The 14,668-nt window shown below is 58.6% G+C and carries 10 protein-coding genes; all 10 read left to right on the top strand.

The genetic code is table 11. The annotated features are described in order from the left end of the window. The first annotated feature begins 392 nt into the window (after positions 1-392). Positions 393-1,205, top strand: a complete 813-nt coding sequence (locus tag CNX70_RS07180; RefSeq protein WP_096238318.1) for an outer envelope protein — start codon at positions 393-395, stop codon at positions 1,203-1,205. A 78-nt stretch (positions 1,206-1,283) separates the two neighbouring features. Next, positions 1,284-3,137, top strand: coding sequence for a type VI secretion system baseplate subunit TssF (gene tssF / locus CNX70_RS07175; protein WP_096234139.1), 1,854 nt, complete (start codon positions 1,284-1,286; stop codon positions 3,135-3,137). Further along, a complete protein-coding gene (gene tssG, locus CNX70_RS07170; RefSeq protein ID WP_096234138.1) occupies positions 3,101-4,153 on the top strand; it encodes a type VI secretion system baseplate subunit TssG in 1,053 nt (350 codons plus the stop codon). The genes tssF and tssG overlap by 37 nt, the downstream gene beginning before the upstream one ends. Before the next feature lie 77 nt (positions 4,154-4,230). Then, a complete protein-coding gene (locus tag CNX70_RS07165) occupies positions 4,231-6,372 on the top strand; it encodes a type VI secretion system Vgr family protein (protein ID WP_096234137.1) in 2,142 nt (713 codons plus the stop codon). A gap of 2 nt (positions 6,373-6,374) precedes the next feature. Continuing rightward, the gene (locus CNX70_RS07160; RefSeq protein WP_096234136.1) at positions 6,375-7,673 is read left to right on the top strand and encodes a DUF2169 family type VI secretion system accessory protein; all 1,299 of its coding nucleotides are present in this window, start codon (positions 6,375-6,377) and stop codon (positions 7,671-7,673) included. Continuing rightward, positions 7,670-12,664 carry an RHS repeat-associated core domain-containing protein gene (locus CNX70_RS07155; protein WP_096234135.1) on the top strand — a complete coding sequence of 1,665 codons (4,995 nt, stop codon included), beginning with the start codon at positions 7,670-7,672 and terminating at the stop codon, positions 12,662-12,664. Before CNX70_RS07160 ends, CNX70_RS07155 begins: the two co-directional genes overlap by 4 nt. After that, positions 12,665-13,120 carry a hypothetical protein gene (locus CNX70_RS28050; protein ID WP_157750939.1) on the top strand — a complete coding sequence of 152 codons (456 nt, stop codon included), beginning with the start codon at positions 12,665-12,667 and terminating at the stop codon, positions 13,118-13,120. Positions 13,121-13,180: 60 nt separating this feature from the next. Further along, positions 13,181-13,465 (top strand): hypothetical protein, encoded by a 285-nt coding sequence (locus CNX70_RS28045; protein ID WP_157750938.1) that lies wholly within the window; start codon positions 13,181-13,183, stop codon positions 13,463-13,465. A gap of 40 nt (positions 13,466-13,505) precedes the next feature. Then, on the top strand, positions 13,506-14,111 hold the full coding sequence (locus CNX70_RS28040; RefSeq protein ID WP_157750937.1) for a hypothetical protein: 606 nt from the start codon (positions 13,506-13,508) through the stop codon (positions 14,109-14,111). 77 nt (positions 14,112-14,188) lie between these two features. Beyond that, positions 14,189-14,650 carry a hypothetical protein gene (locus CNX70_RS28035; RefSeq protein ID WP_157750936.1) on the top strand — a complete coding sequence of 154 codons (462 nt, stop codon included), beginning with the start codon at positions 14,189-14,191 and terminating at the stop codon, positions 14,648-14,650. The last annotated feature ends 18 nt before the right edge of the window (positions 14,651-14,668 follow it).

Here is a 14,668-nt window from a genome sequence, read left to right as displayed (position 1 = left end):
CCATCGCGATAGCTATCGTATCGGCATCCGCGGATGCTTGGGGGCTGGCATTTGGCAGTCCATTTCTATTTCTACAAAAAAACAACACCTGTATACAATTTTGAAAAAAATTAGCTGCTTTGCAGCCCCCGCCTTGCCCCACAGGGGCTGGAAGATGCGATGATTATATGCAAGAAATGATAGTAAGTATGTAAATACTGCATATTGTCTGATGCCGCGCCTCTCGCATCATGGATTGAACGGCGCGCATTCTGCGGCAACGCAGCGCATCATGCGCTCTACTCGCCCCGCCATTCCTTGTATCCGTTTTCCAACACCGCCATCAGGAGCCGAAAGTGCCAAAAATCTTACCGTGTCTGTTGCCTTGCCTATGCCTTGCCACGACCCTGGGCCTGGGAGCGACCGCCCAGGCTGCCGAATGGAGCGACACCGCGCTCAGCTGGCGCGCCGGCAGTGACTACCGCGAGCCATTCAATCCCGATGACATCAAGAAAAACATCTTTGCCATCACGCACGCCAGCGGCTACAAATACGGCAGCAACTTCGTCAACCTCGATTTCCTCATGTCCGACAGCAAGGACCCTGGCGCGCTGGGTAAAACGTCCGGCGCGCAAGAAGCGTATCTGGTGTACCGCAACACCATCGACATCGGCAAGGTGCGCGGCAGCGACATCAAGTTCGGCCCCGTGCGCGGCGTCGGCGTCACCCTGGGCTTCGACGTCAACACGAAAAATGACGTCGGCTACAACTCGCGCAAGCGCATGCTGGTGGCCGGCCCGACGCTGATGTGGGACGTGCCCGGCTTCTTCAACACCAGCCTGCTGTTGCTGCGTGAAAGCAATGCCCCCAGCGGCGCCTTCCCGCCCATCTCGCAAGTGACGGGCCGCTACACGTATAAAACGCACGCCATGCTGACGGGCGCCTGGGGCATTCCCCTGTCGCCGCTGTTCTCGTTCGAAGGCTTCTTTAACCTCATCGACTCCAAAGGCAACGATGAAGTGGGACGCAAGACGGCAGTGGAAACGAATATCGACATGCAGGTGATGTTCGACGTGGGCGCGGCTCTGGGCAGTCCGAAAAACACCTTCCGCGTGGGCCTGGAATACCAGTACTGGAAAAACAAGTTCGGCAACTCGGCCGCCACCACGGGTAATGTGGGCCAGACGGCGAAGACGCCGATGATACGCGCGGAGTACCATTTCTAAGAATCATTGTCACGCATCAACATCCACGGTAGCGCCTGATGCCAGCATGAAGCTTTCCAGCTGGCGGAGAGCGCGACCGTGGAACAACTGCTGCCGTATTACGAGCGTGAGCTGGGCTTGTTTCGCCAGTACACGCGCGAGTTTTCCAGCCGCTATCCGAAAGCGGCCGGGCGTCTGCTGATCGCCGGCGACACCTGCGAAGATCCGCATGTCGAACGCCTGATCCAGTCCGTCGCCCTGCTCACGGCCAGGGTCGCCAAGCGCCTCGACGACGCCTATCCGCAATTCACCCATGCCCTGCTCGACACCCTGTACCCGCATTATCTGCGGCCGTTTCCCGCATGCTCCATCGTGCGCATCGCTGCCGACGAGACGCCCGGTGGCGCCCAGTTGGCCCAGCTTGCGCACGTTGCGCGCGGCACCGTGCTGCGCTCGCAGCCGGTGCAAGGCGTGGCCTGCAAGTTCACCAGCACGTATGACGTGACCCTGGCGCCGCTGGCCATTTCTCGCCTGCATTTTTCAGCCATCATCGACGCGCCGCCCGGCCTGCGCCTGCCCGACGGCGCCAGCGCCTTGCTCAGCATTCAATTCACCAGCAGCAGCGACAACTACCACTTGGACCAGGCCGGCGTTTCCAGCCTGCGCCTGTTTGCCGACGGCGAACCCTCCGTGCGCGCGGCCCTGCTCGACGCCCTGTTCCTGCGCGGTGCGGGCGCGTATGTGGCGCTGGATGACCACAGCCCGTGGCTGGCTGTCGATGGCATGCTGTTGACGCCGGCCGGCTATGCGGACGACGACGCGCTGATCCCCATTTCCGCCCGTTCGCACCCGGCACTGCGCCTGCTGACCGAGTATTTCGCCTTTCCGGAAAAATTCCATTTCATCGATATCGCCTGGTCCAGCCTGGCGGTCCTGTTGCCGAAGCAATGCCGCCAATTCACCTTGCACCTGCCGCTCAAGGGCGTGCGCAGCGACAGCCACGAGGCGCGGCTCTTGTCCGGCGTCAGCCGCGACAACCTCTTGCTGGGATGCACGCCCGTCGTCAACCTGTTCGCCAAGTCCGGCGTGCCGATCCGCCTCACGCATACCGAGCCCGACTACGCCCTGCTGGCCGATGCCACACATGCGTTTGCCTACGACATCCACAGCATCGAGGCCGTTACCGTGGTGCGCAAGGACGAGGCCGGCGAGCGCCTGAGCACTTTCTTGCCGCTGTATGCCTCGCTGCAAGGTTCTCAGGCAGAGCATGGCCCAGAGCATGGACAGTATTGGCTGGCGCGCCGCGACGAAGCCGTGGCGGCCATCAGCCCCGGCCATGAAATGCGGTTGAGCCTGATCGACCCGCAATTTTCACCGGGTAGCGCGGCCTGCGCCACCGTCTCGACGCAACTGCTGTGCAGCAACCGCGACTTGCCCACGCAGTTGCACTACGGCTTGCCCGGCGGCGACCTGCTGGCCGAAGACGTGCCCGACGGCATCCCCGCGCGCTTCCTGCGCAAGCCCACGCCCAGCATGCGCTTCCTGGCGGACACGCACTGGCGGCTGATTGCGCACCTGTCGCTCAATTACGCCAGCCTGACGCAAACGGGCCTGGGCGAATTCCAGAAAATGCTCAGCCTGTACGACCTGCCCCGTTCACCCACCACGCAGCGCCTGATCCAGGGCATCGTCACGCTCGAACACGGCAGCACGCGCGCATGGATGCCAACCGTGCCGTTTCCCACCCTGATGCCCGGCGTCGCCATCCGCCTGGGCATCGACGAGCAAGCCTTCGTCGGCAGCAGCATCTATATTTTCGCCCAGGTGCTGCAGCGCTACTTCGCCCTGAACAGCCAGCTCAACTGCTTTAGCCAACTGACGCTGCTGTCCCAGCGCAGCGGCGAGGAACTGATACGATGCCCGGAACGCAGCGCCGACGCCACGCCAGCGTGATCCAGCAATTGCTCGACGCGCCGCAGCGCTTCGAGTGCTTCCAGGCGCTGCGCCTGCTGCTGGCGTGGCTGGCCGAACACGGCATCGATGAACACACGGCGCTGGCAAAGATCATGCGCTTCGACAACAGCGTCTCGCTGCGCTTTCCCGCCAGCCAGATCGAGGCGCTCACGACCAACGGCATCGCCGATGCCGATGCCTTGCTGCAAGCGCTGCTGTCCGGCCACAGCCAGCACATCCACCTCACACCCGCCTTCATGGGCTTGCTGGGTTGCCAGGGCAGCTTGCCCAGCCACTATTCGGAGCGCATCGCCGCGCACCAGCATGGTGAACGCGACACCAGCGCGCGCGCTTTTCTCGACCTGTTTTCCAGCCGTGCCGTGACCCTGTTTTACCAGGCCTGGCAAAAATACCGCATCGAGCATGCCGGCCACAGCGGCGCCTTCCTGTCGCGCCTGCTGGACCTGGCCGCGTGCCAGTCGGGCCAGAGCCAGGGCCAGGACGAGGCGGCGATCGGCCTGTACAGCGGCTTGCTGCAGCAACGCAACATCTCGTCCATCGTCATGGCGCGCATCCTCAGCGACCACTTCGGCGTGCCCTGCCACATCGACGAAGCGACGGGCGCCATGGACGCGCTGGCGCCGCGCGAACAAACAGCGCTGGGCATGGCTAATGCCGTGCTGGGCCAGCGCGCCACCATCGGCGAACGCTGCCGCCGCCCCGACCTGGCCGTACGCCTGCGCCTCGGTCCGCTCACGGCGCAGCAGCACGCCAGCTTCCTGCCGCGCGCCCCTGCTTGCCAAGCGCTGCGGCACATGCTGATGCTGTTCGGCCAGCCGCTCGTGCGCTACCAGATCGTGCTGGTGCTGCACGCCAGCGAGGTGCGGGGACTGGCATTGACGAGCGCGCCACAAGGCGGACTCGGCTGCAACAGTTTCCTCGGCGCTGCAGCATCACCGCGCCACCGCGACGACATGCATTACGAAATGCAATTGATGCCCTCACTCAAAGATTGAAGCTTGCGGCGGCGCAAAACGCTTGTGTTCGCTATTGCTACAGTCGCTCAACGATCCCTACCGTGAAGCGATGCGCGATGAGCGATTTCTCCGATATGACGGCGGCGTTCACCACACTGGCGGACGACATGCAGGGCCAGCGCCTGCTGCGCCTGCACTTTCCGCATGGCGACGGCCCTGTCAACGTCCAGTTCCTGGCCAACAGCCTGGCCGCCAGCGAAAGCCTGTCGCGCGACTTTTCCCATGTGGTGGAAGTATTGTCCGACGACGCCGCCATCGCGCTCGACAAGGTGATGGGCAAGATGGTGACCGTCGAACTGGTGCGCGAAGACGGCACCTTGCGCTACTTCAACGGCTATGTGTTCGAATTCCGCTTCCTGCGCACGGACGGCGGCTTCGCCTTTTATGAAATGGTGCTGGAGCCATGGCTGGCGCATCTGCACTTGCGGCAAAACAATGTCGCCTTCCACGGCCTGACGGTGGCGGCGCTGACGGACAAGGTCTTCGATGACTACCTGATGCGCGACTACAAGCTGGCCGCCAGCGGCCTGGACCCCGCCATCACCTACACGTGCCAGCACAACGAGAGCGACCACAACCTGCTGCACCGCCATTGGGAACAGCTGGGCTGGCACTACCGCTACGAACACCGCCTTGACGGCCACACCTTGTGGCTGGACGACGACAGCACCACGGGCAAGCCCATCGATGGCGATCTGAGCGAAATACCTTTCCAGCACCAGGCCGGTTCCCTGGAAGACGATGGCGTGCATCAATGGAGCACGGTGCGGCGCATGGCCCCGGCCCAGATGACGGTGGCCAGTTTCAACTTCAAGAATCCACGCAGCGCCCGCGCCAGCCGCGACTCGCTGAACCGGCAAGGCGCCGTGCCGTCCCTGGAAGTGTATGAAAACACGGGCAGCTACGGTTTCAAAAACATCGACGATGGCGAGGCCCTGGCCCAGCGCCGCATGGAAGAGCTTGATGCCCAGGGCCAGCTGTTCGAGGCGCAGGGCAATGACCGCACGGCGCAACCTGGGCGCTGGTTCACCCTGGACGGGCATTTCGACAGCGCAGCCGGCGAATACCTGATCCTCTCCGTGCAGCACTACGCCAGCAATAACTATCAGCAAGGGCACGGCGCCACCTCGCACTACAGCAACACATTTACCTGCATCCCCCGCGCCACTCCCTGGCGCCCGGGCCGCAATTTTCATAGCCGCGAACCGAAGATCTATGGCGTGCAGACGGCCACCGTGGTCGGGCCGCCCGGAGAGGAAATCCATACGGACGGTTACGGAAGAGTCAAAGTGCAATTCCACTGGGACCGCCTGGGCAGCTTCGACGACAAAAGTTCGCCGTGGATAAGAGTGATATCAAACTGGGCCGGGCCGAATTTTGGCCACATCAGCCTGCCCCGGGTGGGCATGGAAGTGGCCGTCCAATTTCTCGACGGTAACGTCGCCATGCCCATCATCATCGGCTGCGTCTACAACGCGCGCAATATGCCACCGTGGGATTTGCCAGCCAACAAGACGCAAAGCGGCATGCTGAGCCGTTCCTCAAAAAAAGGTTCCGCCGCGCACGCCAACGCCCTGCGTTTCGAAGACCGCAAGGATGCGGAAGAACTGTGGCTGCATGCAGAAAAAGACCAGCGCATCGAAGTCGAGCATGACGAGTCGCACTGGGTCGGCAACGACCGGCGCAAAACCATCGACCGCGATGAAACGGTGCACGTCAAGCGCGACCGCACGGAAACGGTGGACCACGATGAAGACATCACCGTGCACAACAACCGCCGTGAACGCGTCGGCCATGACGAACACATCGACATCGGCGACAACCGCCGCGAACACGTGGGCGGCAACGAGCAGGTGCAAATCGACGGCCACCGTTCGGAACGGGTGACCCTGGCCAAGGACGAAACGATCGGCCTGGCCAAGGTGCTGACCATCGGCGCCGCCTACCAGACCACCGTCATCGGCGCCATGAACACCACCGTGGTGCTGGCGCAGGCCGAGCAAGTCGGCCTGACGAAAAGCGTCATCGTCGGCGCCGACAGCACGCTCACGGCCACCGATTCGCACACGATGACTGTTGGCACGTCCAGCATCACCATCACGCCGGGACGCATCGAACTCGTTGCCGATGAAATCATCATCCGCGGCAGATCGAAGGTGCAGATCCATGGCGACGACATCGACAACAACCCGGGCTGACGATGAACGACACCGGCACAGCCCATTTCAACATTCCCAACCTGCTCTTCGACAACCGCACGCCGCACGCGGCCAGCCAGTTCGACATGGTCGACCAGTTTGGCGAGGCCTTTCATGTGGTGGTGGCGCGCATGGGCTACACCCTGGGCCCCTGCGGCGCGGACGGCCTGGCCAGCCTGCTGCCCATGGTGCGTCAGTCGCCGCTGGCCACGGAAGACCGGCACCTGGACGGCGACACGCAGGCGGGCACCGTTCAGGAAAGCGACTTCGCGCCGTATAAACCGCGCTGCGACGTGATCGTCAATGGCGTGGCGCACGCGCCGCGCGGGCAGGCGATGCCGCAATTTCTCGTCAACCTGAAGGTGCGGTCAGAAAAGAAGACCCTGATCGACAAGACCCTGCAGGTATGCGGCGAGCGCGCCTTCCGCAAGAAAGCCATCCTGACGCGCCTGGCGCAAGGCTGCGCCCGCATTGCCACCGTGGGTTTGCTGCGACCGAACCCGTGGCACTTGTCGGCGCCAGAAGCGTTCCTGCAATTGCCGCTGCACTACGCCTACGCATATGGCGGGCAATGCCGCATCGAGGCCGATGACTGCAACGCGGCGGCCCACGATTCCTGCCAGGCCAATCCGCTGGGACGCGGTTTCGCACGGCACTGGTACCTGGATGCGAAACAGATCGATGAGGTGCCTGCGCCCCGCGTCACGCCAGCGACGCACCCATGCACGGCCGCCCAGTTCTGGCAAGGCGCGGGCGGCAAGGAGCTGCCCGCGCCGACGGGGCTGGCCGCTATCGGCCGTGGCTGGTTGCCGCGCCGCGCACTGGCCGGCAGCATCTTGGTCAAGGACAAATGGGATGCCGATGAAGTCCCTGCCCTGCCGGAAGACTTCGATTTCGCGTACTGGAACAGCACGCCCCTGGACCAGCAATGTCCGTACCTGGCGGGACTGGAACAATTCACCTTGACCAATCTGTGCCGCCACGACCATCGCTCGGCCCGCATCGACCCGCGCGGCAACACCGTGCTGCGCTTCGCCTTGCCCGAACAAGTACTGTGCCTGCTGCTGGCGGACAAGAACGATCAGTTGCTCGTCTGGCGCCTGGTCATCGATACAGTGCTGGTCAACCCCGAAGCGGCCACTGTGGAGCTGGTCTGGCGCGCCATCGTGCCGGCCGACGCGGGCCAGGTCGCGTCGCGCCTGCTGCACGCGATGGAGCCGGCGCAGATCGCACGCATCGAACTGCTGGAACAGGCCCAGGAAGCACTGGGCAAGGCGGCCGAGCAAGGTAAAGACAAATGACGAATGAAACCGTCACCAAGGCCTCGCGCTTCTATTGCGTCAGCCTCAGCCCCGACATTTGCAAGACGCCCGTCGGCTCCAGCACGCCGCCTATTCCCTACAGCATCATCGGTGAATTCTCGGAAGCACAGAACGCTTCGCCCAACGTCAAGTCGCACAGCGAACCCGTCATCCTGCACCAGCGCAGCATCATTCCCACCGTCAAGGGCGACACGGCCGGCAAGGCGGGCGGCGTCAAGAGCGGCACCGTCGGCAAGCAGGTCGACACCAAGGTCGCCAGCCCCATCCATCGCGCCAACGGTGCCAGCCTTGTGCAGATGGGGCGCGAAGTATGGATGAATTCGCGCAATACCGTGGGCAAGATTTATGAGCGGGGCGCGGAGGCGGCCAAGCCTGTCCTCAAGGACCTGAAGGCGGCGATACGGGAAGCGGCACAAGACTACAAGGATCATGGATCGAAGAGCATGCATGGCGCCGCCGAAGACCTCGTGGATGCGGGTGGCACCATCCTGACAGGCAGCGCCGTGCTGGGAGTCGCCGGAGTGGGCGTTGCGGCAACCGGCGTTGGCCTGCCGGCAGCTGCCGCGATGGAAACAGCGGCAGCAACCGGCGCAGTTGCCGGCACGGCGACCGTTGCGACAGGCACGGCAATGGAAGCATCGGCCACGGTGCTCGACCAGGCGGCCGACTACCTGTTGACAGGCAAGACACCCGATTTGCTCAATACCGCCTCAGACATCGTCATGAATGCGGCAGGCACATTATTGCAAACGGCGGTGTTCAGCAAGATTCCCGGCGGAAAAATACTGAGCAAGTTCCTCGGCAAGAAAGCGGCACCGAGCATCAACAAGGTCAAGGAAAAGATTGTCGGCAAAAAACCGGACAAGCCGCTCCCGAAACTCGACAAACCTCCCCCAAAAAATGGCGGCGACGACGGCAAGAGCCGGGGCAAAAAGGAACCGATATCGGAAGCCCCCTCCGACTGCTGCCCCAAGGATAGCGGCCCGGCCAAGAAACCCGTCAAGGGCCGCAAGCCCGTGCATTTCGGCACGGGGCAGGAAATCCTGTACCAGACGGATTTCGCGCTCGAACGCAGCATCCCCATCACCTGGACGCGCTGCTATCGCTCCGGCGCCGAATGCGAAGACTGGGGCTTGCTGGGCGCGCGCTGGTCCACGCCCTACACCACCAGCCTGTCGCTGTGCGAAGCCGGCATCGTGTTGCACGACGACAGCGGCCGCGCCCTGCGCCTGCCGGGCCTGGAACCGGGCCAGCAGCACGACAGCCGCAAGGAAGGTTTTACGCTGACGCGCGACGGCGCCGACACGTTTGCTTTGCTGTGGCGCGACGGCAGCGTCGAGCGCTACGCGCGCGCTGAAGGCGGCTGGCTGCCGCACGGCTACGACGGCGTCAACGCCATGCTGGCCCCGTCCGCGCCCGTCGCCACGCAGCGCTTTGCACTGGTGCGCAGCGAAGGCCGCGATGGACGCGGCATCAGCATCGACCGGTTGATGGATGCAAAACCGGGCGCAGTACTGCTGCGCCTGCGCAGCGACGATGGCAGCGTGCTCGAAGCGATGCGCGGGCACGAGGAACAGGCCATCTACATCGGCAGCATCGACGAGGTATTGCCCGACGGCAGCCGCCTCTGCCATGTCCGCTACGCCTATGCCAGCGAAACGGACGATGCCCAGCCACCCTTCGCGCCCCGCCACAACCTGGTCAGCCAGTCGAACGCGCTGGGCGACACGCGCCGCTACAGCTATCGTCACCACCTGCTCACGTCGTGCAGCAGCTACACGGGTTTTAGTTACGAGCTGGATTGGATCAGCCTGGACGCGCTGCGCGCCCGCTGGAGCGGTTCCCCCTTGAGCGAACCGGAGCTGGCGCAGCGCCATCCCATCAGCTTGGCCAACAGTTACCAGGCGCGCGCCATCGCCACGCGCGCCCAAGATGGCAGCGAGCACATGCGCATCGATTACGTGGACAACGACACCAGCCGCGTCACGGAAAACGGCGGCGTCCTCGAATACACATTCGACGCCAACTGGCTGGTCACCGAAGTGCGCCGCGTGAATGGCAACAAGGCCGCCTCGCTGGGCCGGCGCGAATGGGACAGCGACGGCATGCTGCTGGCCGATATCGACGCCAACGGCGCCGCTATCCGCTACGCCTACGATGCAGCCGGCAACCTGACCCGCAGCACCGATGCCAAGGGGCACAGCAGCAGCGTCGCATACGATGCCGGAAATCAGCCCGTCGCCTTCATTGATGCGCTGGGCAACACCGCACGCCGCGAATACGATGCGGCAGGCCGTCCCGTCAGCATCACGGATGCGCTGGGCCACGTCACGCGCTACCGCTACGACCAGCGCGGCCAGCTGGTGGAACTGATCGACGCCAGGGGCGGCAGCAAGCATTTCCAGTACAACCGCCAGGGCTTGCTTACCAGCTACACGGATTGTTCCGGCTACAGCAGCGAATACAGCTACGACAAGCAGGGAAGATTGATGGCTGCACGCGATGCCATGGGCCACGTCAGCAGCTATGAGTACGATGGCCTCGGCCGCCTGACCGGGCTCATCGCACCAGACAAAACACGGGAACACTACGCCTACGATGCAGACGGCAATCTGCTCTTGCACGAGGATGGCGCCGGCCAGCAGACGCGCTACCGCTACAACGGCCAGGGTTTGCCGGTGGAACGCCTGGACGCCATCGGCCAGTCTTTACAGTATCGCTACGATAGTGCGCTGCAACTGACGGAATTGATCAACGCCAAGGGCGAAAGCTACCGACTCGCGTATCACGCGGAAGGCTGGCTGGAGTCGGAAACGGGCTTCGACGGCAAGCGCACGCAATACAGCTATGACCAGGCTGGCAACCTGACCGCTAGCGAGTGCGGCAGCCAGCGCACGCAGCTGCTACGCGACGCGCTCGGTTTGTTATCCGTCAAGACCACGGCGGACGGCGAGGTGCGCTACGCCTACGACGCACTGGGCCGGTTGACAGCCGTTTCCGCACCGCAAGCCGAACAGCGCTTTTTCCACGATGCGCTGGGCCAGCTGACCGAAGAGCGCAGCGCATATTTCCTGCAATCCCTGCCCGACGCCGGCAGGCTGCCCAACGCCCCGCGCGTGCCGGATGCCAGCTTCGTCATGACGCACGCCTATGACGAGCTGGGCAACCGCATCCAGACGGTCTTGCCGAACGGCCGCCGCATCGACACCCTGCGTTATGGTTCCGGCCACTGGCATGGCGTGCTGTGGCAGGGCCAGACCGTGGTCGATGTCGAGCGCGACAAGCTGCACCGGGAAAAACAACGGCAGCTGGGCAGCAGCGGTTTGCTCGCCACGCGCCAGTACGACCCGCAATCGCGGCTCACGCAAATGACCCTGGCGCGCGGCGCCGATGCGCCCGCCCCCGTGCGCGAACGCCGCTTCGAATACGATGCGCAGGGCAACCTGACCACCATTTTTCAAACAGGCACCACCGCTACCGGCCCGCTCGGCAAACTCAGCTACACCTACGACCCCGTCGGCCAACTGCTGGCCGCCGTGCAACCGGGCCTGGACGAACACTTCGCCTTCGATCCGGCAGGCAATCTGCTCGACAAGGCTCCCGCGCCCGGCAACGTCCTGAACAGCTATGGCGATACCGACTACTCCTACGACGAGCAAGGCAATGCCACCGGCAAGCGCTTCCATCCGCCGGGCAGGGAGTCAACGTGGAGCGACCTGGAACTGCAATACGACGCCGAAAACCGCCTCAGCCACGCTACCAGGATAGAACGCCAGTCACGCCATTGCGCCCGCTATTTTTATGACGCCTTCAGCCGCCGCATCGCCAAGCGGGTAGAAGAGGCCCGCTGGAGCAAGCAGCAAGACATCAGCAAAGACCAGCCCGCCCGCACGAGCGGCACCACCACTTTCTTCGTCTGGGATGGTGACACGCTGGCACAGGAACTTGGGCACGCAGAAACGGTCACATATCTGTACGAGCCGGACAGCTTTGTGCCGCTGGCCAGGATCGCTTCGCCAGCCTGTCGCCAGGCCAGCACGGTCCACCTGCCGCGCGTCGCGCAATGGGATTTACCTGCCACGCGGCACGACGCCGAACTGCAGACGGCGATTGCGCAAGAACAGGCGGACATAGAGGCGAATCAGGTATCGGCATGGCAGCGTACCCAGGCGGCAGCCGATGACGCGGCAGCACACGACCGCATCACCCACTACCACTGCGACCACCTGGGCACGCCGCGCGAACTAACGGACGCGCAAGGGAACGTGGTCTGGAGCGGGCGCTACAAGACCTGGGGGCGCTTGCAGCACGTCGAAGGAGAAATCGAGCAGCCGCTGCGGTTTCAGGGGCAGTATGAGGATGGGGAAACGGGGCTGTTTTATAACCGTTACCGCTACTATGATCCGGATGTAGCCAGGTACGTGACGCAAGATCCAGTTGGCTTGCTTGGTGGATTAAATACATATACATATGCACCAAATCCCACTGGCTGGAATGATCCATTAGGATTAGCAAAAAAATGTGCAAAAAACACACCATGCAATCCTTGCATTGGTAAAAATCCATCAGCTTCAGCAACAAAATGGCAAGGTAAGCCGCCCTACCCAGGAGTCGATGCATATACAAATATTGTTTTAAAAAAAGGGACTATCTTATATTCCCTTTATCCGTATGGTCCCAAACCCGGAAATTATTACAGCGACAGAATAACCCTTATTTCCGCAAATGGAAGCGCATTGACATACAATAATTTAACGCAAATCTCACATTCCGGAAACACTCCAGGGGCGCGACCGATGAGAGATCAGGTTCAAGCATTCAAACTATCGGAAGATATCTGTGCAGGCACGGGAAAAGCATTAGCAAATACATTACTAGGCGCAGGAGGAGGAAATCAATACTTTATTGATGATTCAGATATATCAAAACTCAAAGCTAACGCAAAAATATTTAAATTTCCGAGGCCGTAAATGAATATAAATAAGAATACTGGAGATATTGAAATAAATGAGAATTTTCACGTAAACAAAAACACATCAAGCGAAGAAATAAAAAACATAAATTTTCTTGAAAGTTTTGGGGAAATAAATGAATTTGAAACATATAGCATGCAAAATATTAAATTTCTCAATCTGGAAACAAGAGTAAATTTCAGATTTAAAAATGGAATCCTTTACATTATTGAAATAATCTGGACAGATGGAATAACAAACAGACTTGGATATGACACCAGTCACTCGGACATGATCAATGAAAAAAAATATCTAAGTAAGTTAATTTCAAAGTCACTAGGTCAATCAGCTGAAACATCGACAAAGTATGAGGATTTTTTTTCTTTCTCGTGGGGATACATAATGGTAAAAGCGGATCAAAAATCATCACTTTGCTCAATAATGATAATATATGGCAAAAATACAAACATATGATGAGGAATAAATATTAATTAACAGAGTACTCCAACAAACCTTTCCTGCTCCGATAGAGATATGGAAAAATACACACCCGACATAGAAAACTTAGAAGAAAAAATTTCCGGAAAAAATCTTGAGAAATTGCTCATGGTTTTGGATGAATTCAAGAAAGAGCAAAGAAATATTTCAGATTTTGAAGTATACATTCAAGACAACAACGAAGATATTAAAATAACTTTCGTACCAAATTTTGCACTCGGTGAAAAAATACTAGGTGGAAAAACATCACTGGGAAGATCCATCACTTATACCATTTCAAAAAAAACGAGAAAAATCATCAGTTCAAACTATCATAGATAAAACCAGACCATCAATGAAATAGAGTTCACTCTAATTAGTCATGAAAAAATTGCGTCTGGAAGAAAAATATCTTAAAAATTTGCGAAGACAAATTATCGCAAAAAAAACTGCGCCACTTACAAGCAACGAACTTGATTTTTTTTTCCGCTTGCTTGAACACCAATTTTATAGCCCGGAACTACATCAGGTCATCTGGGATATAGCATGGCAAAGTCCGGCAAACGCAGCCATGTTAAAAATTGCACAAAATATCATCGCCATCAATGTATCTGCCGACGACGACAATGTTTTCAATGGCCATATTGAACCTATATTTAGTTACTACCTACACAACTCACCAAGCCATGAACAAGAGAAAATTCTTGACAGCTTCGAAAAAAGCAAATCCCTGAGATTGCGCATGATTGTGGCCGAATTCCACATGTGGAAAAATCATGTTTTGAAAGGTTTGCGCATGATGGCAAAAATACTTGATGAGAAAAATATAGATCATGCTATCGCTGATTCTATTTGCATGTGGATCGCGCAAAAGAGAACTCCGGAACTACAGAACTCTTTTCTTCATGAAGCGGCCTTGGAACGAAAAAAAGGAAATATTTCCTATGCCAAGACTCTAGAGTGGATATGCGAAAATCTAATCCGTTAACGGTCAATGTATAGTTTCCGGTTGGGGATTATCGTACCACCACTCCGTAACCAACTCATCCGGGAAGGTTTTAAAAAATGAAAAAAGTATCCTTTGATACAAAAAAAGGTTACCTCCTATTGGACGGCATTATGATGGCACCACTTAACGAATCTGAGTTTATTAAAATTGCAAAAGAAAATTACATTGAAATAGAAGACAACAAAACAAATACTTATGTGCACACTTTATCAAAGTGCGGAAGCTTGAATGAATTTGAATTTGGCATAAATTTTACTTTTGAGAATTATTGTATGAAAAGCGTTTGGCTATCGTGGGATGGAGGGAATACAAAAAAATATGGATATAACACGACAGAGTACCAATTAATAGCCGACAAAAACAGGCTAGCCAACTTACTTTCTAAAGTCTTGGGAAAAGGTCCTGATGAGATAAAAAAAACGTTTTCCGCATTTAATTTTCCATGGGGTAACATTTCAGCTTCAGCATCTCTTCAATCAACGATGGCATCAATTGGACTATTCTGGAATATTTATTAATTTCACACTCAATAAATC

It is taken from the genome of Janthinobacterium svalbardense (assembly GCF_002327145.1).
Classification (GTDB): Bacteria; Pseudomonadota; Gammaproteobacteria; order Burkholderiales; family Burkholderiaceae_D; genus Janthinobacterium; species Janthinobacterium tructae.
Note: the sequence above shows the minus strand (reverse complement) of the source record. Positions and strands in the feature narration are given on the sequence as shown.

What these genes read in the sequence shown, in the direction of transcription:
- tssG (WP_096234138.1), top strand. Translation starts at nt 3,101, where the DNA reads ATGCCCGGAACGCAGCGCCGACGCCACGCCAGCGTGATCCAGCAATTG.
- CNX70_RS28045 (WP_157750938.1), top strand. Translation starts at nt 13,181, where the DNA reads ATGGAAAAATACACACCCGACATAGAAAACTTAGAAGAAAAAATTTCC.
- CNX70_RS07155 (WP_096234135.1), top strand. Translation starts at nt 7,670, where the DNA reads ATGACGAATGAAACCGTCACCAAGGCCTCGCGCTTCTATTGCGTCAGC.
- CNX70_RS07165 (WP_096234137.1), top strand. Translation starts at nt 4,231, where the DNA reads ATGAGCGATTTCTCCGATATGACGGCGGCGTTCACCACACTGGCGGAC.
- CNX70_RS28035 (WP_157750936.1), top strand. Translation starts at nt 14,189, where the DNA reads ATGAAAAAAGTATCCTTTGATACAAAAAAAGGTTACCTCCTATTGGAC.
- CNX70_RS28050 (WP_157750939.1), top strand. Translation starts at nt 12,665, where the DNA reads ATGAATATAAATAAGAATACTGGAGATATTGAAATAAATGAGAATTTT.
- CNX70_RS28040 (WP_157750937.1), top strand. Translation starts at nt 13,506, where the DNA reads ATGAAAAAATTGCGTCTGGAAGAAAAATATCTTAAAAATTTGCGAAGA.
- CNX70_RS07160 (WP_096234136.1), top strand. Translation starts at nt 6,375, where the DNA reads ATGAACGACACCGGCACAGCCCATTTCAACATTCCCAACCTGCTCTTC.